This is a genomic window from Gordonia sp. KTR9, from assembly GCF_000143885.2.
In the GTDB taxonomy this organism is placed as follows: Bacteria; Actinomycetota; Actinomycetes; order Mycobacteriales; family Mycobacteriaceae; genus Gordonia.
On sequence record NC_018581.1, the window covers coordinates 4,677,133 to 4,698,258 of the forward strand.

Annotated in this window: 20 protein-coding genes; 7 read left to right on the forward strand and 13 right to left on the reverse strand. The window is 68.2% G+C overall.

Annotated features, from left to right (window positions below):
- The first annotated feature begins 16 nt into the window (after positions 1 to 16).
- Genes KTR9_RS21600 through KTR9_RS21620 form a run of 5 tightly spaced genes read left to right on the forward strand, consistent with a single transcriptional unit; the run spans position 17 to position 5,340 of the window.
- Complete coding sequence (locus KTR9_RS21600) at positions 17 to 1,195, forward strand: hypothetical protein (RefSeq protein ID WP_014928119.1); 1,179 nt, start codon at positions 17 to 19, stop codon at positions 1,193 to 1,195.
- Positions 1,192 to 2,523 carry an FAD-binding oxidoreductase gene (locus KTR9_RS21605; RefSeq protein WP_010842765.1) on the forward strand — a complete coding sequence of 444 codons (1,332 nt, stop codon included), beginning with the start codon at positions 1,192 to 1,194 and terminating at the stop codon, positions 2,521 to 2,523. The genes KTR9_RS21600 and KTR9_RS21605 overlap by 4 nt, the downstream gene beginning before the upstream one ends.
- Complete coding sequence (locus tag KTR9_RS21610) at positions 2,520 to 3,320, forward strand: creatininase family protein (protein ID WP_014928120.1); 801 nt, start codon at positions 2,520 to 2,522, stop codon at positions 3,318 to 3,320. Before KTR9_RS21605 ends, KTR9_RS21610 begins: the two co-directional genes overlap by 4 nt.
- Positions 3,317 to 3,928, forward strand: a complete 612-nt coding sequence (locus KTR9_RS21615; protein WP_044507256.1) for a pyridoxamine 5'-phosphate oxidase family protein — start codon at positions 3,317 to 3,319, stop codon at positions 3,926 to 3,928. Before KTR9_RS21610 ends, KTR9_RS21615 begins: the two co-directional genes overlap by 4 nt.
- Entirely contained in the window at positions 3,925 to 5,340 is a 1,416-nt protein-coding gene (locus KTR9_RS21620) for an amidohydrolase family protein (protein ID WP_014928122.1), read from the forward strand. The genes KTR9_RS21615 and KTR9_RS21620 overlap by 4 nt, the downstream gene beginning before the upstream one ends.
- Here the strand turns inward: KTR9_RS21620 and KTR9_RS21625 are convergent.
- The 8 genes from KTR9_RS21625 to KTR9_RS21650 all read right to left on the reverse strand — a co-directional run bounded on the left by KTR9_RS21625 (position 5,295) and on the right by KTR9_RS21650 (position 12,516).
- The gene (locus KTR9_RS21625) at positions 5,295 to 5,786 is read right to left on the reverse strand and encodes an NADPH-dependent FMN reductase (protein WP_014928123.1); all 492 of its coding nucleotides are present in this window, start codon (positions 5,784 to 5,786) and stop codon (positions 5,295 to 5,297) included. The two genes, KTR9_RS21620 and KTR9_RS21625, sit on opposite strands and share 46 nt — an antisense overlap.
- A 28-nt stretch (positions 5,787 to 5,814) precedes the next feature.
- On the reverse strand, positions 5,815 to 6,597 hold the full coding sequence (locus KTR9_RS21630) for a hypothetical protein (protein WP_044507258.1): 783 nt from the start codon (positions 6,595 to 6,597) through the stop codon (positions 5,815 to 5,817).
- A gap of 198 nt (positions 6,598 to 6,795) precedes the next feature.
- Positions 6,796 to 7,017, reverse strand: a complete 222-nt coding sequence (locus KTR9_RS28305; protein ID WP_083888997.1) for a helix-turn-helix domain-containing protein — start codon at positions 7,015 to 7,017, stop codon at positions 6,796 to 6,798.
- A gap of 278 nt (positions 7,018 to 7,295) precedes the next feature.
- On the reverse strand, positions 7,296 to 8,540 hold the full coding sequence (locus KTR9_RS21635) for an HNH endonuclease (RefSeq protein WP_014928125.1): 1,245 nt from the start codon (positions 8,538 to 8,540) through the stop codon (positions 7,296 to 7,298).
- Positions 8,541 to 8,709: 169 nt separating this feature from the next.
- Positions 8,710 to 9,825 carry an ADP-ribosylglycohydrolase family protein gene (locus KTR9_RS21640; RefSeq protein ID WP_014928126.1) on the reverse strand — a complete coding sequence of 372 codons (1,116 nt, stop codon included), beginning with the start codon at positions 9,823 to 9,825 and terminating at the stop codon, positions 8,710 to 8,712.
- 157 nt (positions 9,826 to 9,982) lie between these two features.
- Positions 9,983 to 10,390, reverse strand: a complete 408-nt coding sequence (locus KTR9_RS28230; protein WP_338010624.1) for an FCD domain-containing protein — start codon at positions 10,388 to 10,390, stop codon at positions 9,983 to 9,985.
- A complete protein-coding gene (locus KTR9_RS28235; protein WP_338010625.1) occupies positions 10,324 to 10,884 on the reverse strand; it encodes a FadR/GntR family transcriptional regulator in 561 nt (186 codons plus the stop codon). The genes KTR9_RS28230 and KTR9_RS28235 overlap by 67 nt, the downstream gene beginning before the upstream one ends.
- Positions 10,885 to 10,953: 69 nt before the next feature.
- The gene (locus KTR9_RS21650) at positions 10,954 to 12,516 is read right to left on the reverse strand and encodes an MFS transporter (RefSeq protein ID WP_014928128.1); all 1,563 of its coding nucleotides are present in this window, start codon (positions 12,514 to 12,516) and stop codon (positions 10,954 to 10,956) included.
- Positions 12,517 to 12,598: 82 nt separating this feature from the next.
- Between KTR9_RS21650 and KTR9_RS21655 the strand changes: the two genes are divergently transcribed.
- Entirely contained in the window at positions 12,599 to 13,282 is a 684-nt protein-coding gene (locus KTR9_RS21655) for a winged helix-turn-helix transcriptional regulator (protein WP_014928129.1), read from the forward strand.
- A gap of 38 nt (positions 13,283 to 13,320) precedes the next feature.
- Complete coding sequence (locus KTR9_RS21660) at positions 13,321 to 13,638, forward strand: hypothetical protein (protein ID WP_010842754.1); 318 nt, start codon at positions 13,321 to 13,323, stop codon at positions 13,636 to 13,638.
- Positions 13,639 to 13,660: 22 nt separating this feature from the next.
- On the opposite strand, the gene KTR9_RS21665 is transcribed toward KTR9_RS21660, so the two are convergent.
- The 5 genes from KTR9_RS21665 to KTR9_RS21685 all read right to left on the reverse strand — a co-directional run bounded on the left by KTR9_RS21665 (position 13,661) and on the right by KTR9_RS21685 (position 21,080).
- Positions 13,661 to 15,817, reverse strand: coding sequence for an acyl-CoA dehydrogenase (locus tag KTR9_RS21665; protein ID WP_014928130.1), 2,157 nt, complete (start codon positions 15,815 to 15,817; stop codon positions 13,661 to 13,663).
- Positions 15,818 to 15,890: 73 nt separating this feature from the next.
- A complete protein-coding gene (locus tag KTR9_RS21670; protein WP_014928131.1) occupies positions 15,891 to 17,591 on the reverse strand; it encodes a dipeptide ABC transporter ATP-binding protein in 1,701 nt (566 codons plus the stop codon).
- Positions 17,588 to 18,523 (reverse strand): ABC transporter permease, encoded by a 936-nt coding sequence (locus tag KTR9_RS21675; protein WP_010842751.1) that lies wholly within the window; start codon positions 18,521 to 18,523, stop codon positions 17,588 to 17,590. The genes KTR9_RS21670 and KTR9_RS21675 overlap by 4 nt, the downstream gene beginning before the upstream one ends.
- A gap of 2 nt (positions 18,524 to 18,525) precedes the next feature.
- Positions 18,526 to 19,482 (reverse strand): ABC transporter permease, encoded by a 957-nt coding sequence (locus KTR9_RS21680; RefSeq protein ID WP_014928132.1) that lies wholly within the window; start codon positions 19,480 to 19,482, stop codon positions 18,526 to 18,528.
- Positions 19,483 to 19,484: 2 nt separating this feature from the next.
- Positions 19,485 to 21,080 (reverse strand): ABC transporter substrate-binding protein, encoded by a 1,596-nt coding sequence (locus tag KTR9_RS21685; protein WP_014928133.1) that lies wholly within the window; start codon positions 21,078 to 21,080, stop codon positions 19,485 to 19,487.
- Positions 21,081 to 21,126 lie beyond the last annotated feature (46 nt).

Below are 21,126 nucleotides of genomic sequence, written 5' to 3' on the forward strand. Positions count from 1 at the left end.
CACGAAAGAGGAACCCATGAACACACATGTCTGGCGCCGCCTGTCCAAGACCACCGGTGTCGCGGCCGTGGCCGCCGCCCTCGCGTTCACCGCCGCATGCGGTTCCGGTGAGAGCACCGAGTCCTCCGGGTACACCGGGGCTATCGGCCCGGTCGACTTGAGCGCCAACTGCCCGGACAAGATCGTGGTCCAGACCGACTGGAATCCGGAGGCCGAACACGGGCACCTCTACCACCTCCTCGGCCCGGACCCGACGATCAACGCCGGCAACAAGCGCGTCGTCGGTCCGCTGTTCGACCGCGGCGAATACACCGGCGTCGACATCGAGTTCCGTTCCGGCGGACCCGCCATCGGTTTCCAGTCGGTGACCTCGCAGATGTACTCCGACCCGGAGATCCTCCTCGGGTACGTGGACACCGACCAGGCGATCCAGAACTCGAAGGACAACCCGACGACCGCGGTCATGGCGCCGCTCGACATCAGCCCGCAGATGATCATGTGGGACCCCGCCACCTATCCGCAGGTACAGAAGATCGCCGACCTCAAGCCCACGAACGCGCGCGTGCTCTACTTCGAGGGGTCGACGTACATGGACTACCTGACCGGGTCGGGTGTCCTCTCCCCCGGTCAGGTCGACGGCAGTTACGACGGATCGCCGGCCAACTTCGTCTCCGACGGCGGCAAGACCGCCCAGCAGGGATTCGCCAGCTCTGAGCCCCAGGTCTATCAGGAGGAGGTCGAGGGGTGGCAGAAGCCGGTGAAGTACCAGCTGATCCACGACGTCGGCTTCCCCACCTACAAGTCGTCCGTCGCGGTGCGCTCGGCAGCACTGGAGGAGAACGCCGCCTGCCTCGAACAGCTCGTCCCCGTGTTGCAGCGCGGGTCCGTCGACTACCTGGCGTCGCCCCAGGCGGCGGACGAGGTCATCCTCGACGCCGTCGAACAGTACGACACGGGCTGGGTGTACTCCCAGCGCAACGCCGACTACGCCCGTAAGACGATGGCCGAGCTCAACCTGGTGAGCAACGGCCCCGACGCGACCATCGGCAACTTCGACACCGCCCGCGTCGCCCGCGTGATGGAGGTGACCGGACCGATCTTCACCGAACAGGGCACCCCGGCCGCCGACGGCCTGACCCCCGAGGCGATCGCGACCAACCGCTTCATCGACACCTCGGTAGGCCTGCCCCAGTGACCGCGCCCGTGGTGGCCGTCGGCACGGATGAGGGACGCCCCGACTTCGGACCCGACGACGTCGACGCGCTGGCCGACGATCTACTCGCGATCGTCGGCCCGCGCGGCATCAGCTCGCTGCCCCGCGCACTCGCACGGGCGGCCCGCGACGGTTCCGGGATGAGCCCGATCCTCTCCGCGCAGGACCTCGGCGAACCGGACCTCGTGTGCTATCCGCGCACAGCGGACGCGGTGCCCGAGATCGTGCGTGCGGCCGTCGCCCGCGGGGTGCCGATCACCACGCGCGGCAAGGGGACCGGTAACTACGGCCAGGTGATCCCGCGCTTCGGCGGACTCGTCCTGGACATGACGTCGCTGACCGAGATACGGGACGTCACCGGACGTTCGGTCACCGCGCAGGCGGGCGCGCGGATGATCAACCTGGAACAGACGGCCTGGGCTCATGACAGCCAGCTGTGGATGTACCCGTCCACGGTCCAGTCGACCCTCGGCGGTTTCCTCGCGGGAGGCTCGGCCGGTACCGGCACGATCGTGCACGGCCGCAACCACCAGGGATTCGTCGAGGCGCTCGATGTCGTCCACGCCACCGGCGATGCCGAGGTGGTCCACCTCGACGGCGACGACGCGACGCCCTTCGTGCACACCTACGGGGTCGCCGGCATCATCGTCGCGGCCACGGTCCGGGTGGAGCCGCTACAGCAATGGCGCTGTGTCTATGCGAGTTTCGAGTCCGGCCGGGAGGCATTCGACGCGGCCTTCCGGCTGGCGGCCATCGAACCGAAGCCGCGGCTGCTGTCCGCGGACGGTCCGATCATCACCGCGGCCCTGCCCGACGACCCCGCCCTCGTCCGGGGACGCGCCAGCGTGCGCGGGATCATCGACGCCCGGGCCCTGGTGGAGACCACCGATCTCATCGCGGCCGCCGGCGGCCGCGTCGAAGCGGTCCGTGAGGGCATCGCCGAGACGGTCAAACTGTCCACGCTGTCCTACAACCACCCGACATGGTGGCTGCAGAAGTCGCAGCCGGACAAGTGGTTTCACATGGAGGTACGCGGCGACGCACTCGTCAGCCGTCTCGACGAGGTCGAGCAGGTCTACGAGGGCGGCATGCTGCATCTCGAGGTCGGCCACGAGATGATGTTCGGGATGCTCAACGGCATCTACCGCAGTCCGCAGCAGGTCATCGACGGGGTCGCCGCACTCGAAGAACTCGGGGTCGGGGTCCACTCCCCGCATCAGTGGTACGTCGACCTCGACGCCGAGCGGGTCCGCGCGCTGGCCCAGCGGACCGATCCGAAGGGGCTGCTCAACCCGGGAAGGTGGATGTGAACGCCGTGGACACGAGGAGCGTCAGCCGGGCCGGCAGTCGGCGTTACGCCGAGCTGACCACCGAACAGGTCGGTGACGCCCTGTCGCGCGATTCCATTCTCGTCCTGCCCACGGGCGCAATCGAACCGCACGGACCGCACCTCCCGCTCGCCACCGACCTCATCGTCGCCGAAGCCGTCGCCGAGGCGGTCGTCGAACGCGGTGCCGCCGCGGGGTACGACGTCTGGTTGTTGCCCGCACTGGGATACACCAAGTCCGACGAGCACTCTCGTCTGCCGGGCACGATCTGGCTGCGGGCGACGACCCTGTTCGAGACGATCGTCGACATCGGTGCCTCGCTGGCGCAGACCCCCGCGCGACGTGTGCTCTTCCTGAACGCGCACGGCGGCAACTCCGCCCTGATCGAGGTTGCGGCGCGCGAGCTCCGACGACGGTTCGACCTGCAGACGTTCTTCTCCTCCGGCCCGGGCCATCCCGGTCCCACCGAGCGCGGACTCGGCATCCACGCCGGGTGGGCCGAGACCTCGATGATGCTGCACCTCCGACCGGATCTGGTGTACATGGACAAGGCGGTCGCGACGGTCGCGGACGCGGTCGCCGACGCGACACACGTCGGGTTCGCCGGGACGGTCCGATTCGGCTGGCTCTCCACCGATTTCGCCGAGTCGGGCGTCATCGGCGATCCCACCGGCGCCGACGCGTCGACCGGCGCGAAGCTCTTCGACGAGCGGGTCGACGCCCTCGTCGCCGCACTTCCGGAGATCGCCACGTTCGACCCGGGCCGGGTCGGACGTTGATCACCAGCGGGACCGGCTTCGGAACCGATTGCGCGAACGCCGATCAGCTCACGGTCCAACCGATGACACTACTGCGAGATTGGCTGCCCGCACCGGAAGAACCCCGTCCGTTGATGGCACTGGCGACGTGCGGCCGCGACGGCTATCCCCGGGTTCGACACGTTCTCATCACCGAAGCCGACGACACGGCGGTGTACTTCCACACCGACACCAGATCGGCGAAGGTCGCCGAACTCACCGAGAACCCCCGTGCCTCGGTCGCGATCGCCTGGCCTGCGGTGGGCCGTCAGGTCGTCGCGCACGGCGACGTCCGACGCGCCCCGGAGGACGAACTGCACCAGGCGTTCTCACGCCGTTCTCGCTACCTGCAGCTGCTGGCGTGGATGAACGACGGCGACCTCGCGGCGCTGTCTCCCGAGGAGCGGCGGCGGCGCTGGGCCGACTTCGACGCGGCGCACCCGCGACTCTCGGCGCCGCCGACCTGGACCGGATACGCCGTCGACCTGCGGGAGATCACCTTCTGGCGGGGCGACCCGGACGGTCCGTCGCAACGAGTACGGTTCACCCACAACGACAATCAATGGACATCGGAGGTACTACCGGGATGACCGGCACTTACCACAACGCGCTGATCCTGCCGGTCAGCGGCGAGAAACCGTGGTTCTGGGGATGGCTGTCGGTCGGGACCGACGGCCGGATCTCCGGGATCGGCGAGGGTTCCCCACCCGCCGACGCACCTCTCCCCCGCCATGACCTCGAGGGCGCCTTCCTCGCACCCGGTTTCGTCTCGGCCCACAGCCACATCTACACCGGCGGGATGCGAGGCGTCGCCCCGAACAGTCCGCTCTACGAATGGGTCACGCTCAACAGCACGATGCTGCTCGGCGCCGAGGCGGAGGACCTGTACTGGATGACGCTGGCGGGCGGGCTCGACCACCTGTCCTCCGGCATCACGTCCGTGTACAACTTCACCCAGTCGCGTGTCCTCGCGCTGTTCGACTACGAGGAGTCCGTCCTCAAGGCGGCGCGCGTGCACCCGCCCGAATTCGTCACCGCGCAGGTGGACGGTCTGGCGGCCACCGGCATCCGCTTCGTCACCAGCGTGCGGCTCGACGACGAACAGCTCGGCGAGGACGCGGCCTTCGCGGGCTTCGACGCGGTCATGACCCACCTGAGCACCGTCGACCCGGCACTCGATCTGGGCGGCTCGGTGTACGGGTCGGTGCAGTGGTCGTCGTCGCAGGCGACCGCCGAGCGCGAACGGGCCCTGATGGACCGGTACGGGATCACCAATCAGGCACATTTCGTCGAGACGGCCGAACAGATCGAGATCCAGCAGTCGAAGTTCGACTGGTACGACGCCGCGGGCGTCTTGGGGCCCGGCTTCGCCTTCGGGCACTTCGTCCATCCGACCGAGAACATGGTCACGAGGGTGCGCGAGACCGGGTCGGCAGTGGTGTGGCAACCGATGTCCAACGGCCGGCTCGGTTCGGGGATCGCCGATGTGCCACGCCTGCTTCGGGATTCGATCACCGTCGGCATGGGTGTCGACGATCAGTCGTGCACCGACGTGTCGGACCCGTTCGAGAACATGCGGACCGGATTGTTCCTCCAGCGCGGAAAGCACAGCGACGCCGCGATTCTGACCCCGCTCGATGTACTGATGCTGCACACGCTCGGGTCAGCATCGGCGATCGGGGTGGCCGACAAGGTCGGTTCGCTGGAGGTGGGCAAGTTCGCGGACCTCCTCGTCGTCGACCCACGGTCGCCCCACCTCGGACCGATCTGGGACCCCGTCGCCACGTACGTTCTCGGATGCGGGCTGCGAAACCTGCGCGAGGTCATCGTGGGAGGCCGGCCGGTGTGGCATCGCGACGTGGCCGATCCCATACGCGCGCAGGCCGATTCCGAACTCACCGAGCGGATGATCGCCTCGGCCGCGCACTCGGGGATACACCCGGTCGTCGCAGCGCGTCACGGTGAGGGTCGCACGAGCGTCGACGACCACCGCTCGGTGTAGTCGGCGATCCGCGAATCGGTGCTGTAGGTCGAGTCGATCAGGTAGAGGCCCGGTGCCGGGCACACGGCGCCGAGTTCCACCAGGACCGGTTTGAGCAGCAGGTCGGGCGCCATGGCATGCGCGGGGCCCGCCCCGAGCATCAGCGGGACGGCGGTCACATCTCGTAGACCCTCGCCCGTGGCGAACTGGTCGAGAAAGAGCTTCAGGACTCCGGTGTAGGTCGCCTTGAAGGTCGGGCTGGCGACCACGACGAGATCCGAGGAGGCGACGGTCTCCACGGCGCCCCGGACCGCGGCGTCGCCCCACCCGAGCAGACCCGCTCCGAAGTCGATCACGTCGATGACGTGGTCGGGTTCGGTTCCGGTCAGCGCCTTCGCCAGCTGCCGGGCGGCATCGAGGGTGCGCGAACCGGGTTTGGGGTTCCCGGCGACAACGGTGGTGGTCATGGTCCGCCTTTCGCAGTATCGGTCCCGCCTATCGTGCCTCAGCCGACGCCGGCGTACCGGCCCGGCGCCGCAGCACCGTGATCGCTGCCGTCGTCACGATCAACGCCACGGTCGTCCCGACCGCCACTCCGACGACGGCCGTCGTCTCGCCCTGTGCGTTCACGATGATCCCGACGAACGCCCAGATCAGGGTGAGCGGGTAGGCGACGAGCACCGACCCGACGACGGCCGTGACGGCCAGCCCGACCACGGCGCACGCGAGCAGAACGGCCAGCTGCCATCCCAGCGATCGCGGGTCGGCCAGGTCGGCCCCGATCGCGGCGGCCCAGTTCTGGAAGACCGCTGCGGTCGCCCACGCCGCATAGACACCGACGAGGATGCGGGTCACTGCCGTGAGCCATCGCGGCGCCGCGCCGTCGGCCGGTCTCGCGGCGATCCGGGCCGCGTCGAGCAGGGCCACCGTCATGACCGTCAGCACGAGCGGGGTCACCCACGTCCACTCGGCGGCCGACACCAGGATCCACACCGCCGCTCCGGCGAACGCGACTTCGAGGTCGATGAGCAGGCGCCGCGGATCATCGGTCCCGGTGGACCCCTTCCAGACCACCGCGACGGCGAACACGATCGACAGCAGGTAGATGAGGCTCCAGATCGAGAACGTGTAACCCGCCGGGGTGATCAGGAGATCGGTCGTCGATTCGTTGGGCGAGGCGCCGAATCCGGAGAACGGGACGACGGGCGCGAGCACCTGAGCCACGGCGAGGAACACGGCGAGCCAGGTGATCGGACCGGAGATACGCGTGGGTGTCATGCGTCCCAACGTAGGCGCAAGTGTCCGTTTCACGCCGCAACTCCCCCTGAGCTGCGCTGGAGACCACGTCAACGCCGGCCATGGATCCCGGGGATTCGACGCCGGCCATGATGCTCACCGGTGTACATGAATCCGTTGTCCGCCGACGATACTGGCGGCACAATACATCTGGTGGTGCCGCGAGCATTAGCTGCCACATCAGTGTGGTGGTGGCGTCACGGGGTGTCGGCGGCCTGTGATCGAGGCCCGCGGACTGCAACGCCTCCGCGTGGCGACCACCAGCGCCTCGACGTCGCCTCCCGCACGTCCCGGCTGGGTGTGCGGTCGTCGCGACCTCGGTTCGAGCCCGGCCAGCCCCTCAGCGACGAAGCGGCGCCGCCACTTGTAGAACGTCTGCGGGCTGGTGTTCTGCCTCGACAGAACTCGACCACATTCTCAATTCCACCCGCCTACGCCGGAGCCGCACGAAGGTCCATCGCCGTCACCTCTTCGACCATGAACCATGCGGACCAAGCCCTGCTCAGGTGTCAGCGATGTCCCGAGACATCACCTCTCAGCGATGTCCCGGATCAGAACAGCGAGCCGTACAGCCTCTTTCGCCACCTAGTCCCCGATGACGGAGTCGGTTTCACACTGTTGAGTTGTCAAAGGACGTGTGGCGTCGGGTCGGCGCCGGAGGGTCTGTGGGGTCAGGGTCGTTACACGAGGGCGTCGTCGAGTCGCATGGTGCGCCGGTTATACGCCGGCCGGGGTAGGCGTCGCGGGTCGATGTCAGCCGGCGGGATCAGCCACGGATGCCGGTCGGGACCCATCACCACGCGCCAGCCGTGGTGATGGACCTGGGTGTGACACCGCTGGCACAGCAGGCACCCGTTGTCCAGATCGGTGGGACCACCGTCAGCCCAGTGCACCAGATGATGGACCTGCGTATGCGCCGCGGGGGCACCGCATTTCACGCAGCAGACGTCCCGCACGACGATCGCCTGACGCAGATGGTGCGGGAACAGCCGCTTCGTCGTGCCCATCCGCAACGGCACGCCCTCGCCGTCGAGCACGATCTCGGCGACCCCGCCATCACACGACAACCTTCGTGCCGTCGATGCCGTCACCGCCCCCACCCACGGCAACCGTGCCGGATCGGCACCGTCGGCCGAGATGGTCACCAGCACCTGCGTCCGTGGCGCACCCACCGACGTCATCGCCGCGCCGATCGCCGCCTGATCCAGCAGCAGCTCCAGCCCGTCGGCGCGACGCTGCCCCACGCCGCGGCGATCCTCAGCGCCGTTGGGTTCGGGACGCGGACCGGATCGTTCGTCGATCATCGACAGGAACTTCTCCCCGATCACCGCCGTCACATCGGCGCTGATCCCCACCCGGCCTTCCTCGGTCACCCGAGCATGCACCATGTTGAGTGACGCATCATCAGCCGCCGCCACCGCGTTCGGATCCTCATTGGCGACACGCACGGCGATACTCCGGGCGTGGGTGTCGATCTCGGCGGGAGTGGCACCGGAGAACGCCTGCGTCAGCAACTCGGTCTCGAACACTTCCCGTTCGTCGTCGGAAAGACCAGCCACTGACCGTTTGTCGATGAAGCCGATACCTCGGACCACCGCATCGACACACTCCGCAGACAGATACCCGTCGGCGGCGCAGTCGGCGAGTTTCGGCAACGACGCCATACTATCGGCGATCCGCACACCACGGTGGGCGACAGTCGGCGGCATTCCCATCTCGATCAGCCACGACCGCGTTGTCGACCCCGCCCGCGCCGCCGCACCCGAAGCATCCAAAAGCGCGATGTGGAGAGCGATCTGGTGATCCAGCACATTGCGCAACACCCGGAGTTCGTCGAGTCGGTCGAACACCGCGCGACCACTCGGATCGTCGGGTGGTGGTTGCAAGACGATGAGGGTGTCGCGGAGTTCGGTGATCGAAGCCATGACACCAAGGTACTCGCCAAAACGTTCGACGACGAGATTTCTCCACAACCTAGCTTCAACGAATATGGCTGCGCTGCAATTGATGTCACTCACGCCCCAGCGGTGAACCGCGGTGGACTGCGGTGAACAGAAACCCCACCAGTCACATCAGGTGGGTGCGCCGGGGAGGTCAACCCACCGGGCGGAGGTCCGAGGTCGAACCCGGACGCGATCCCCGGTATTTCTCGACCCAACGGGGCGACCCGACGTCCGCATCGGTCTCGGCGATGTCCCAGTCCACGAAGTCGTAGAGATCGCCTGCCATCTCGACGATGACGTCGCGGAGTTCGAGGGGTTCCAGCCAGCGCTGCGGGATCGCTGCCACACCGTCGCGGGCACCCAGCAGATTGCCGGCGATGGCGCCCGTGGAGTCCGAGTCGCCATCATGGTTGACCGCGATGATCACCGCGTCTTCGAGGTCGTCGGCCACGAGCGCGGAATAGACGGCGATCGCGAGCGCCTCCTCGCCGACCCAACCCCCACCGAGCCGCTCGATCGCCGACTCGTGGGACAGGCCCGAACCGGCCAGTCCCTCAGCGGTTTCGAGCGCGACAAGGGTCTCCTCGTGACCGGCACGCATCCGGAGAATGTCCTTGGCCACCGCCACCGCCTCCGGCAGGCTCGCCCCGGCGATCAGATCGCGGATCACGACCGCGAGAACACCGGCGGGCAACGACCCGGAGGGGTGTCCGTGCGTGAGCGACGCGAGCGCGGCCGCGAGATCGAAGGTACCCCCGGCCGACCACTCGGCTCGGGCCGCGAACAACCCCACGGGCGCCACTCGCATGACGCCGCCGCAACCCTTGCTGTCGTTGTCGGCGGGCTCGCCGGGACGAGTGGTCACCCGGAGTGCCTCGAGGCAGGTGGTTCCGGGTGCACGCCGGCTGTGCAGCTGCCGGTGTCCCGCCAGCCAGCTCGACCGTTCGGTCGTCGCCAGCACACCGTGCCGCGGGTGTCCGCCCTGGGTGATGAACCAGCGGAGGTAGGCGCGCGCCGTGGTTGCCGCGTAACAGGAGATCCCGCCCGCGCAGTCGTGCGCCCAGGCGCGCAGCAGGCCCTCGGCGGTGAACAGCGTCATCTGCGTGTCGTCGGTGATGGTGCCGACGCCGCCGTACGCCTCCGCGTACGAGGTGATCCCCGTAGGCCCGAATCGGTCCCGGATCGAGTCCCGCGTCGAGAACTCGACCGCTCCGCCCAGCGCGTCGCCGGCCGCACCGGCGAGTAAGCATCCGCTGAATCGATCCATGGTCGCCCCCTACAGTTCTCCCCGGCGTCTCCCCATGGTCACACGCGCCCGCCGACGCCGCAGGACAGCGGACCGCGAAGGGGTGTTGTCTGACGACCTCAAGACGACGGACACTGAGTTGGTGCTGCCGGGCGGGACGTGGGCGAGGCACCCGATGTCAGGGAAGGACCTCGACGAGCGTGGTGTCGGGATCGGCGATGACAAGCGGCTCGATCTTCCGAAGGAAGCGGCGCCAGTGCGCGACCGCACCATCGACGTCGCCCGCCGTCAGCAGTTTCAGCAGGCGCCGGTATGCGCGTAGAGCCAGTTCGTCCGTATCGCGCTCGTGATCGTCGCCATGCACCGACAGGTGCAGGGATTTGTGCTCGTCCATGACGTTCAGGATCATGCCGGCGACCACGGACAGGGTCTGCGTACCGGACAGATCCGTGATGGCCTGGTGGATGCGGGAGTCGACCTTGGCGAATTGCGGGGCGTTGTCGATGGTGTCGGCCGCCTCTACGACCAACCCCGACAGCACGTCGAGATCATCGGCGCGGCCACCCCAAGCGCGCAGCGCCGCCACCTCGATCTCGGTCCGCGTCCTGTAGACGTCGGCAAGCGGAACTCCCCTGTACTGCAACAGCAGACCAAGTGCCGAGCCGCCACCGACTCGTTCGGGGCGAGCACGCGGGCACCCCCACGCGCACCACGGAGCACGACGATGATCGATTCGGACTCCAGGATCCGGAACGCCTCGCGCAACGTCGGACGGGAGACTCCGAAGCGCTCCATCAGCGTCGTCTCGCTGGGCAACGGGTCGCCGGCCTTCAGTTCGCCGGTGACGACCTGGCGCCGCAGCTGCGCAGCCACCAGCTCGCCCGCCTTGGGGACTCGGACGACCGAGTGCTCGATACCTCGTGCCACAAGCCCTCCGTTCACGCAGCGCCAGCCCCGACACGGGCGTGCCGCGAGGCAGGAACCCGCCGGCCGCCATTCTCGGCAGCTGCTCAATTCACGGAAGGATCTTACCCATTGCCGTTCATAGAATCGTGGACGCTGTGGCGAACTCTCCTGCACAACCAGCGTGCCAGCCGGGCTCTTCGCTCAGCGGGGTCCTCACCGAACACGACGTTGCCTTCTTCGATGTCATCGTCGCCCTCCTGGGGGCGTGAGCGCCTCGGCTCCAGGGTGTTGTTGAGGCACTTCGTCTTTCGGCCTCGAGGGCAGGAACAGCGCTGCCACGACGGCGCCCAGCAACGTGACGCCCGCGGCCACATAGGAACCGGCGGTGAGTCCATCCAGGAATGCGGAATCGGCGGCCGCGGAGAGGGATCGGCCGAGGTCGGGCGCACCGGCGCCGGCGAGCCGGTCGGCCGCGACCGTGGCCGAGCCCACCGATTCCTCGGCGACGGAGACGACCGGAGCCGGCAACTCGCGGGCCACGTCGGACTCGGCGAATGACGATGCGTACAGGGAGGCGTACACGCTGCCGATGACGGCGACGCCGAGTGTGCCGCCGACTTCGCGCGTCGCGTCGTTCATCGCCGAACCGATGCCTGCCTTGTCGCGCGGGACCGCACCCATGATGGCTTCCGTCGCCGGGGCCGACGTGAGGCCCAGACCGAGTCCGAGCGGAACCATCTGCAGGGCGATCTCGAGGTAGCCGGTCGACGCGCTGAGCGTCGAGATCCACAGAAATGCCACCGTGAACAGAACCAGCCCGGTGCTGACCACCACCTTGTTGCCGTATCGGACGGCCAGAGCCGTGCCCAGCACGGAACCGACGGCGATCGACGCGGCGACCGGGATGAACTTCAGGCCGGTCTCGAGAGGTGGGAAGTCCCGGACCAGCTGAAAGTACTGGGTGATGAGGAAGATGAAGCCGAACAGTGCGAAGTAGGCGAAGGTGACCGATGCGCTCGCAGCGGTGAACCTCATGTTCGTGAACAGCCGGACGTCGATCATCGGCTCGGCCCGGGAGCGCTCCCAGAACACGAGAGCGATGAACGCTGCCGCGGTGACGGCGAAGCCGGCCAGTGACGCCGGGCTGGTCCACCCGTGTTCGGGGGCTTCGATGATGGTGAACACCAGCGTGCCGACTGCCAGGACCGAGAGCACGAGCCCGCCGTAGTCGATACGCGGCGTGGCCGGATCCCGAGACGTGGTGACCACCGCGACCGAGGCGACGATGGAGATCAGCGCAGCCCCGGCGAGCGCGAGGAACACACTCCCCCACCAGAACGACTCGAGCAGCCATCCGCCGAGGATCGGCCCGCAGGCGACCCCCAAACCGGTTGTCGCGCCCCAGATACCGATCGCCTTGGCCTTCTCGGCTCGTTCGGTGAAGACGTTCGACAGGATCGACAGCGTAGTGGGGTAGACGAATGCGGCACCCAGGCCCATCACCGCCTGCCAGAAGATCAGCTGACCGGAGCTGTCGGCGAAGGACGCTCCCACCGCGCCGCCGCCGAAGATGGCCAGCCCTCCGATCAACGCCCCTTTGCGCCCGAAGCGGTCACTGAGGCTGCCGAAAGCGAGCACGAACGTCGCGAAGAGCAGGTTGTAGGCGTCGACGATCCACTGGAGTTGCCGGTTGTCGGCACCCAGTTCCACCGCGAGCGACGGCAGGGCGACGTTGATCGCGGTGGTGGCCAGACTGATGGCGAGGGTCGCAGTACACAGCACCAGCAGCACCAGCGCCGGCGGCATCTGCCGGCGGGACAGGAAGGGAAGAGTCACTGCTTTATTATTTCAAGTACTAAGTGGATAAAGTCAAGTGTAGGATGTGGGCGTGAAGTCCTACCGCCAGTTCTGCGCGTTGTCCCGCGCACTGGACGTGATCGGCGACCGATGGAGCCTGCTGATCGTCCGCGAGCTCCTCATCAGCCCCAGCAGATACTCGGACCTGCAACGCGCCCTGCCGGGAATCGCGTCGAATCTCCTGGCTCAGCGGCTGCGCACGCTCGAGGACGACGGCGTGATCACCAGTCGCGCCGAATCCGCACCGGTCTCGGCGAAGGTGTACTCGCTGACCGCCTGGGGCCACGGACTACGCGGCCCACTGGTCGAGATGGCACGCTGGGGGGCACCCCTGATGATGGACGGTTCCGGCGATGACCACACCCGCGGCCGGTGGCTCGTCTTCGCGATCATGGCCCTGTATCCCGAGCCGCGGGAACTGCCCGACGACGCCGCTTTCCCGGCAGTGCGACTCCGGATCGACACCGACGGCGACTCCCTGCTCCTCGTCGCGGGCGACTCGGGCGTGCACACATCGCCGGCCACGGACGATCCCGAGGTCGACGCAGTGATCAGCGGTGACTCGGAAGCCGTCTTCGCCCTCCTGGCCGGACAGCACACCGCACCGACCGCAGTGTCGATCACCGGCAACGAGGACGCCCTCCGCCGCGTCCGCAGCCTGACCTCGATGGCCCTACCCGCCACTCAGACACGGACGCCCGCCGACCACGGGTGACACCGCTCGAACACACGTGCGAAACTGGACGTGTGGGCATGAAGTGGATCGGCGGTGACAACGGCCAGCCACACCGACCGGCCTTTGTCCGCGTCGGCCACAAGGCGGTGCTGATCGATCTGGGTGCGCTGTATCCCAACGCACCGCATTTCAGCGGCGAGTATCACCCCGACGGGCTGCAGATCCGGTCCGTGCACCTCGGGGTTCTCACCGAGTGGGGGCGGGACGAATGGGGTGCCTGGTACGGCAAGGTCACCTACACGATCACCTCCAAGGACCGGCAGGAGAAGGTCACCCACTGGGTGCCGTCGTGGGCGTTGCGCCCGGCCGGTGACCGCCCGCCCGGGCGACGGTGAACGCCGGGGATCAGTGCGACCCTCACCGGATCAGCGGGTCCCGTGGCAGCCCGAGGATGCGTTCGGCGATCTGGTTGCGGGTGATCTCCGAGGTCCCACCCGCGATCGACATCCCGCGTGCGCCGAGTATCAGCAGACCGGCCAGCTTGCCGGGGCCGGCCGAGAACGCGACGTCGGGTCCGAGCAGTTCCGCGGCGAGATGGGCGCGATCACCGAGGTGTTCGGCGAGAAGCAGTTTCGTGACATTGCCCTCGGGTCCGGGGGCCGCGCCGACGACCGATCGGGCCGCACGACGCAGGTTCAACAATCGCAGCGCATCCTCGACGGCGAAGAACTCACCGACCTTCGTCGCCGCCCCGTCGACCCGGTCCCCGTAGCCCGCGACGAGCGCCACCATCTGCCGCACCGCCCCGTCGCTGCCCGGTGCACCGCCGCCGATGCTGACCCGCTCGTTGCCGAGGGTCGCGCGGGCGACGGCCCAGCCGTCGTTCGGCGTGCCCACGACGTCGGCGTCGGGGACGAAGACGTCGGTGAAGAACACTTCGTTGAACTCGGATCCGCCGGTGATCTGACGCAGCGGACGCACCTCGACCCCGGGTGCCGACATGTCGATCACAACGGCGGTGATGCCCTTGTGTTTGGGGGCCTCCGGGTCGGTCCGAACCGTCGCCAGACCCCGTCGGCACAGGTGTGCGCCGCTGGTCCAGACCTTCTGACCGCTGATGCGCCAGCCCCCGTCGACGCGCGTGGCCCGCGTGCTGACCGCCGCCGCGTCCGATCCCGCGCCCGGCTCGGAGAACAACTGACACCACACCTCGTCCCCGAGCAGCGCCGGCCGCACGAACCGGTCGATCTGGTCCTGGGTGCCCTGCTGGATGAGGGTGAGGATGACCCACCCGGTGATGCTGTAGTCGGGCCGCTGCACGCCCGCCGCGGCCATCTCCTCCTCGATGACGAGTTGTTCGACGGAGTCCGCGGCACGTCCCCACGGGGTGGGCCAGTGCGGCATCACATACCCGGTGTCGATCAACCTCTCCCGTTGCGCGGCGGGATCGTCGAGCGCCGCGATCTCGGCGATGTCGGCGCGTACACGGGTCCGCAGTTCCTCGGCTTCCGGCGGAAGGTCGAGGCTGTTGGCACGGACGATCCCGGAGGCGGAGTACTCGTACACGTCCCGGGCGGGTCGCTGCCCGCCGAACAGCGCCTCGACCACGGTGGCGCGGCGCAGGTGCAGGTGCGCGTCGTGCTCCCAGGTGAATCCGATGCCGCCGTGCACCTGGATGTTCAGCTCCGCGTTCCTCGTGTACGTGGGCATCGCCAGCGCTGCGGCCGAGGCCGCCACCAGCCCGAAGGCGTCAGCCCCCTCGTCGGCTGCCCGCGCGGCGTCCCACACCACCGCGGTCGCGGCCTCGGCGCCGACCAGCATGTTCGCGCAGTGATGTTTGACCGCCTGGAACGAGCCGATTGTCCGGCCGAACTGTTCGCGGACCTTCGCGTAGGCCACCGCGGTGTCCAGCGCATCACGCGCCCCTCCCACGGCTTCGGCCGCGACCAGCGTCCGGGCGAGGGCCAGCGCGGTGGCGGCGAGTCTCGGCAGACGGACGACGGCGGCGTCCGACAGCGACACCCTCGCCGACAGTCGGGTCGGGTCGAGGTCGGCGTGCGCGCCCACCTCGACACCGGAGTCCGACGACTCCACCACCAGCACGTCGTCGTCGGCGATGAGCACCAGCAGATCCGCCAGTGGGGCGCCGAGCACCGCGTCGACGTCACCGGAGATCACACCACCGGACTCGATCAGTCCCGGCGCGAGTGCGACACCCGCCGTGATCGTGCCGTCGACGAGTGACCTCAGCCAGCGGGCTCGCGTGTCGTCATCGGCATGGTTCAGGATCGCCGAGGCGATCACGGTCGGCAGGAACGGGCCCGGCGCCACCGCGCGGCCGAATTCCTCTGTCACGACCACCAATTCGGCCACACCGAAACCGGAGCCGCCGTATTCCTCGGCGACGTGCAGCCCCAGCCAGCCCAGATCGGCGATCTCCGGCCAGAAAGTGGGTCTGGCCTCCTCGGCTGCGTCGAGACGGTCTCGCGCCTGCGCCCGCACCTTGCGGTCGACGGTGAATTCGCGCACCACCGATGCGAGTTCGACGTGGTCTTCGGTCAGGGCGATGCTCATGACGGCTCCCGGGATCGTCGGTCACCCGATCACACCATCTCCACCCGTTCCGTTGTGGACGCTTGAGACAAAATCATCGAATCCGTTCCCGCCGCGCCCGCTGCACGATCGGGTCGGGGAACGGCACGGCATCGACGAGGTCCCTCGTGTACCGGTCCTCGGGCCTGGTGAGCACATCCCGCGCTGTCCCGCTCTCGACGACCCCGCCGTTGCGCAGGACGACGACACGATCCGCGACCTGCTCGACGACGGCCAGGTCGTGGCTGATGAAGATCGCCGCGAACCCGAATTCGCTTTGCAGATGCAGGAAGAGGTCGAGTACCCGAGCCTGCACGGAGACGTCCAGGGCACTCGTCGGCTCGTCCGCGATCAGCAGATGAGGGTCCGCCGACAGTGCCCGTGCGAGCGCGACCCGTTGCCGCTGTCCACCGGACAGCTCGTGCGGCAGGCGCTGCGCGAACGACGTGGGCAGCTGGACCGCCGAGAGGAGTTCGGCCACGCGCGCCGCCCGGTCGGCGCGCGATCCGATGCCCTGGATGTCCAATGGCTCCCGGATGGATTCGGCGACGCTGAACCGGGGATCCAGCGACGCCGTCGGGTCCTGCGGGACGAAGGCGACCCGGCGCCGGAGCGCTCGCAGCCGGGACTTCGACACCGTCGCGATGTCGTCGCCTTCGACGAGGATGCGGCCCGCCTGCACGGGTACCAGTCCCCCGATGGCACGCCCGAGTGTGGTCTTACCCGAACCGGATTCACCGACCACGCCGAGCACTTCGCCACGCCGCACGGTCAGCGACACGTCCGCCAGTGCGGTGTGCGGCCGGGCCCCGAACCGGCCGCTGTGACGCACGGTGATCTCCTCGACCGCGACGACCGTCTCGCCGGTTCCCGACTCGTCGTCGGCCCCGTTTCCGTCGCCGCCGACCTCGCCGCCGACCTCGGCGTCGGGCAATCGCGGGACCGCGGCCAGCAGCTGCCGGGTGTACGGCTCCCGCGGATTCGCGAAGATCGAGTACACATCCCCGGTCTCCACGACCTCGCCGAGCTGGACGACGACGACACGGTCCGCGATGTCCGCCACGACGCCGAGGTTGTGGGTGATCAGCAGGATTCCGGCCCCGGTGCGATCGCGTAGCCGGACGAGCAGGTCGAGGATCTCGCGCTGGACCGAGACGTCGAGGGCGGTGGTGGGTTCGTCGGCGAGCAGGAGGACGGGATCGTTCGCGAGCGCGAGTGCGATCACCACTCGCTGCTTCTGTCCGCCGGACAACTGGTGCGGATAGTGGTCGACCCGCGTCTGGGGATCGGGGATGTCGACGAGCGCAAGGAGTTCTACGGCGCGGGCCCGCGCCCGCTGCCGGGGGACATGCCCATGCGCGCGCAGGGCCTGGCGCAGTTGCCATCCGATGGTCTGCGACGGATTGAGCGCCGTCTGCGGTTCCTGGAAGACCATCGCCACCCGGGCGCCGCGGATGCCGTCGAGCACGCGGTCGGGCCGGTTGAGGACCTCCACGCCGTCGACCCGCACCGATCCCGTGGCGCGGGCGGTGTCGGGGAGCAGCCCGATGGCGGCACGGGCGGTGATGCTCTTGCCGGACCCGGACTCTCCCACCAGCGCCACGATCTCGCCCCGATCGACCCTCAGGTCGATGCCCGCGACGGCGGGCCGGGGATACGAGAAGTCGACGTGCAGATCGTCGACGACGAGGGCCGCGGATCCGGTCTCCGGGGACCCGCCGTCCCGGGACGTCGTGTTCGAGCTGGTGACGGTCATCGTCCTACCCTCCGGTCGTGCGAAATGGATTGGGCGATCAGGTAGAACCCCAGGACGAGGACGGACACGACCAGCAGGGGGCCCAGCGAGAACCACGGATTGGTCTCCAGGTATCCGTTGCCGGTCGCCAGGATCGATCCCAGCGAGGGTGTCGGCGCGACCACGCCGACCCCGAGGTAGCTCAGTGCGCCTTCGATGAACACCGCCAGCGACAGCGACAGCGCGAACTGGACCGCGAGCGACTCGACCGAGTTGGGCAGGACATGTCGCAGAAGCACCCGGGGAGTCGACGCGCCGCTGACCCGCGCCGCCTCGACGTAGGGCATCTCCCGGATTCGCAACACCGAGGTGCGGGTGAGCCGACCGAAGATCGGGATCTCCGCGACGGCGATGACGATCCCCACCGTCAACGCACCGGGGCCGAGGATCGCGGTGAGCGTGATGCCGAGGATCAGGGCGGGGAACGCCAGGATCACGTCGAACACCCGCTGGGCGACGACATCGCTGACGGGACTCGAGACGGTGATCAGCCCGGCGAGGATGCCGATCGCGGCACCCACCGGGACGGCGGTGAAGATGATCAGCAGGTCGATCCGGATCCCGTGGATCACGCGCGTCAGCAGGTCGCGGTTGACCTCGTCGGTACCCAGCCAGTGTTCTGCGTTCGGCGACAACAGATACGCGCCGTCGATCTGCTGATCGGGTCCGAAAGAGGTGACGAAGGGGCCGAACACCGCCAGCAGCACGACGAGACCGACAAGCACACTGCCGACCAGTCCGGTGCCACGGAACAGGCTGCGCCACAACGGGGATCGGGAACCGTGGGCCTCGCGGTCATCCGGACTCTCGGGCAGCAGCCCGGGCGCGAGGTCGGGGTCCGGCGTGGCGCCGGTCGTCGACGCACCGGAGAACCCGGTGAGGCTGTGGGACATGTCTATTCACCTGCCAGACGGATACGGGGGTCGAGCCAGGCATGCGCGATGTCGGCCAGCAACTGGATGATCACGAAAACGGCCACCGAGAGCAGGACGAGCACCTGGACGAGGGGGTAGTCGCGCGAGAAGATCCCCTCCTCGGTGAGGAGACCGAGGCCGGGCCACCCGAAAATCGACTCGACCAGCACAGCGCCTCCGAGCAGCGCACCGACCGTCAGTCCGAGAGCGGTGAGAGTGGGTGGAAGAGCGTTGCGCAGAGCGTGTCTCACGACGATGTCGGAATGCGACACCCCCAGCGCGCGGGCGGTCAGCACGTAGGGCTGCCGCAACTCGGTGCGGATCGACTCGGTGAGGAACCGTGCCAGCATGGCGCCCGCCGGGAGGCCGAGCGTGAGTGCGGGCAGCAGCAGATACTGCGCGCTGATCTGCAGACTGTCGGTGAATCCGTCGGGTGGTGTTCCGCCGGCCGGCAGCCATCGGAGGCGGACCCCGAACACCAGGATCAGCACGGTCCCGACGACGAACGTCGGCAATGCGATCGCGGCCGCGTTCACGCTCGTGAGCACGGCGTTGACGATCCTGTTGTCCCACAGCGTCGCCGCCAGGCTCAGCCCGAAGGCCAACACCAGCGCGACGACGAGCGCGGCACCGGTGAGGATCAGTGTGTTCGTCAGGCCGTAGGCGATGAGGTCGCCGATGCTGCCGCCGACCTGATAGCTCTGGCCGAAGTCGAGGGTCAGGAGACTGCCGATCCAGGTGGCGTACTGCGCGATGAAGCCGCGGTCCAGACCGAGGTCGTGCCGGATGGCCTCGAGTGCCTCCGGCGACGCGTCGGGCCCGGCGAGAGCCGCCTCGGGGCCACCCGGGATGAGTCGGACGATGGAGAAGATGAGCAACGACGCGACCGCGAGCACGATGATGGCGGTCGGCAGCCGACGGGCCAGGTATCCGAACATGTCTACTGCTTCCCTGCCGAGGTGAGAAATGCGTTGGCGAGATGGAGTTGGTTGCGCCGGTCCCAGTCGATGTTGCCCACGGAGGCCGCGGTCGCCACCTTCATCAGCACGACACCCACCTCGACGAGGAACAGGTCACGCAGCCAGATGTCGTCGAGTTGCCGGTAGGCGGCGAGGGCTTCCGGCGATGAGCCGTCCGGAACGGTCCACGCCGCCTCGGCCGCGGCCGCGTACGCCGCGTTCACATAGTTCGACGAGTTCTTGGCCGCATTGAACGGATACGCCGACACCGCGAGTGTCGACGGAGTGAACTGAGCGAAACCGTGTTGCAGCAACCACAATCCGGCGAACTCGCCGCCGATGAGCTTCGATGCCTGCTGGGTCCGGTCGTTGGGTACCAGCTCCACGGTGATCCCGATGTCCTTGAGGTTGGACTGGACGATCTCGGCGATGATCCGGTCGACGCCCTGCGTCGAGAAGTCCAGCGACAGCGGAGGAACGGGACCGACTTCGGCGAGCAGGGCCCGTGCCCGAGGGAGATCGCGGGTGTAGGTCGCGTTGTCGTCGGGCCGGAAGGCCGGCGACCATTCCGGCCACGGCAGGTTCACCGGGTATCCACTCCCCCGATAGACATCGGAGATGATCCGTTCCCGGTCGATCGCGTACGCGATGGCGTGGCGGACCCGGACGTCGGACAGCACCGGATTGGTGACATTGATGCCGACATACTGCTGAGACTCGGCACCGGTCAGGGTGATCTCCTCGAAGCCGTACCGCGAGGTGACCAGTTGCTGGTCGTGGTGGCTGAGTCCCTCCGCCACGTCGAGCTGCCCCGTCCGCAGGCGGGTGGACAACGATTGCTGGTCCTTGACCACCACGAACCGGACGGCGTCCAGAGGAGGCGCGCCGCCCCAATACCGTTCGTTACGCACCAGGCGGACCGCGGAATTCGGTTGCCATGACTCGAACCGGAACGGGCCGGTGCCGTTGAACCGCTTGCCCGCCTTGAGGTCTGCCAACGTGTTCCCGTCGATGACGGGAGCCGAGTCGAGCAGGTCGAAGATGTTGCTCAGCGGATGGGCGAATTCGAGCACGATGCGGTGCGGGTCGGTGGTGTCGAAGCCGGTGATGGCCGCGGCCGTTCGTTTGAACTGCGGGGTCCACGGCCCACCGACGTATGCCCTGATCGAATGCTCCACGTCCGTGGCCACGAACGGCCGGCCGTCGTGGAACGTCACGTCCCGGCGCAGATCCAGGGCCAGCGACCGTCCGTCCGGGGACAGCTGCCAGCCGGTCGCCAGCGAGGGCTCGACGGTGAGCGAGTCCCGTGCGTAGCGGATCAGTGTGTCGTAGGTGTTCGCCACGACATGACCGTTGAGCGCACCGGTTCCGATCTGCAGAAAGGCTTTCGGACTCAGGTCGTTGAGCACGCCGACCCGCAGCTCGCCGCCGCGCGGTACGGGTTCACCCGGCTGCAGCGATCGGACCGTGGAGTTCTGTTGCCGGGACACGGCGGACTGGCAACCGGCCACCGCGAACAGGGTCGCGATGACCACGACCAGTGTGCAGCACACACGGACGCTTCGACGTCGGAGCATATGGTTTCGGCGTTTCTGTGATGGCTGCGCAAGTGCGCCGCAGCGC

Bases quoted from the DNA above. Each gene is read 5' to 3' on its own strand.
- KTR9_RS21600 (WP_014928119.1), top strand. From the start codon at position 17: ATGAACACACATGTCTGGCGCCGCCTGTCCAAGACCACCGGTGTCGCG.
- KTR9_RS21620 (WP_014928122.1), top strand. From the start codon at position 3,925: ATGACCGGCACTTACCACAACGCGCTGATCCTGCCGGTCAGCGGCGAG.
- KTR9_RS21625 (WP_014928123.1), bottom strand. From the start codon at position 5,786: ATGACCACCACCGTTGTCGCCGGGAACCCCAAACCCGGTTCGCGCACC.
- KTR9_RS21630 (WP_044507258.1), bottom strand. From the start codon at position 6,597: ATGACACCCACGCGTATCTCCGGTCCGATCACCTGGCTCGCCGTGTTC.
- KTR9_RS21635 (WP_014928125.1), bottom strand. From the start codon at position 8,540: ATGGCTTCGATCACCGAACTCCGCGACACCCTCATCGTCTTGCAACCA.
- KTR9_RS21640 (WP_014928126.1), bottom strand. From the start codon at position 9,825: ATGGATCGATTCAGCGGATGCTTACTCGCCGGTGCGGCCGGCGACGCG.
- KTR9_RS21650 (WP_014928128.1), bottom strand. From the start codon at position 12,516: ATGCCGCCGGCGCTGGTGCTGCTGGTGCTGTGTACTGCGACCCTCGCC.
- KTR9_RS21660 (WP_010842754.1), top strand. From the start codon at position 13,321: ATGAAGTGGATCGGCGGTGACAACGGCCAGCCACACCGACCGGCCTTT.
- KTR9_RS21665 (WP_014928130.1), bottom strand. From the start codon at position 15,817: ATGAGCATCGCCCTGACCGAAGACCACGTCGAACTCGCATCGGTGGTG.
- KTR9_RS21670 (WP_014928131.1), bottom strand. From the start codon at position 17,591: ATGACCGTCACCAGCTCGAACACGACGTCCCGGGACGGCGGGTCCCCG.
- KTR9_RS21675 (WP_010842751.1), bottom strand. From the start codon at position 18,523: ATGTCCCACAGCCTCACCGGGTTCTCCGGTGCGTCGACGACCGGCGCC.
- KTR9_RS21680 (WP_014928132.1), bottom strand. From the start codon at position 19,482: ATGTTCGGATACCTGGCCCGTCGGCTGCCGACCGCCATCATCGTGCTC.
- KTR9_RS21685 (WP_014928133.1), bottom strand. From the start codon at position 21,080: ATGCTCCGACGTCGAAGCGTCCGTGTGTGCTGCACACTGGTCGTGGTC.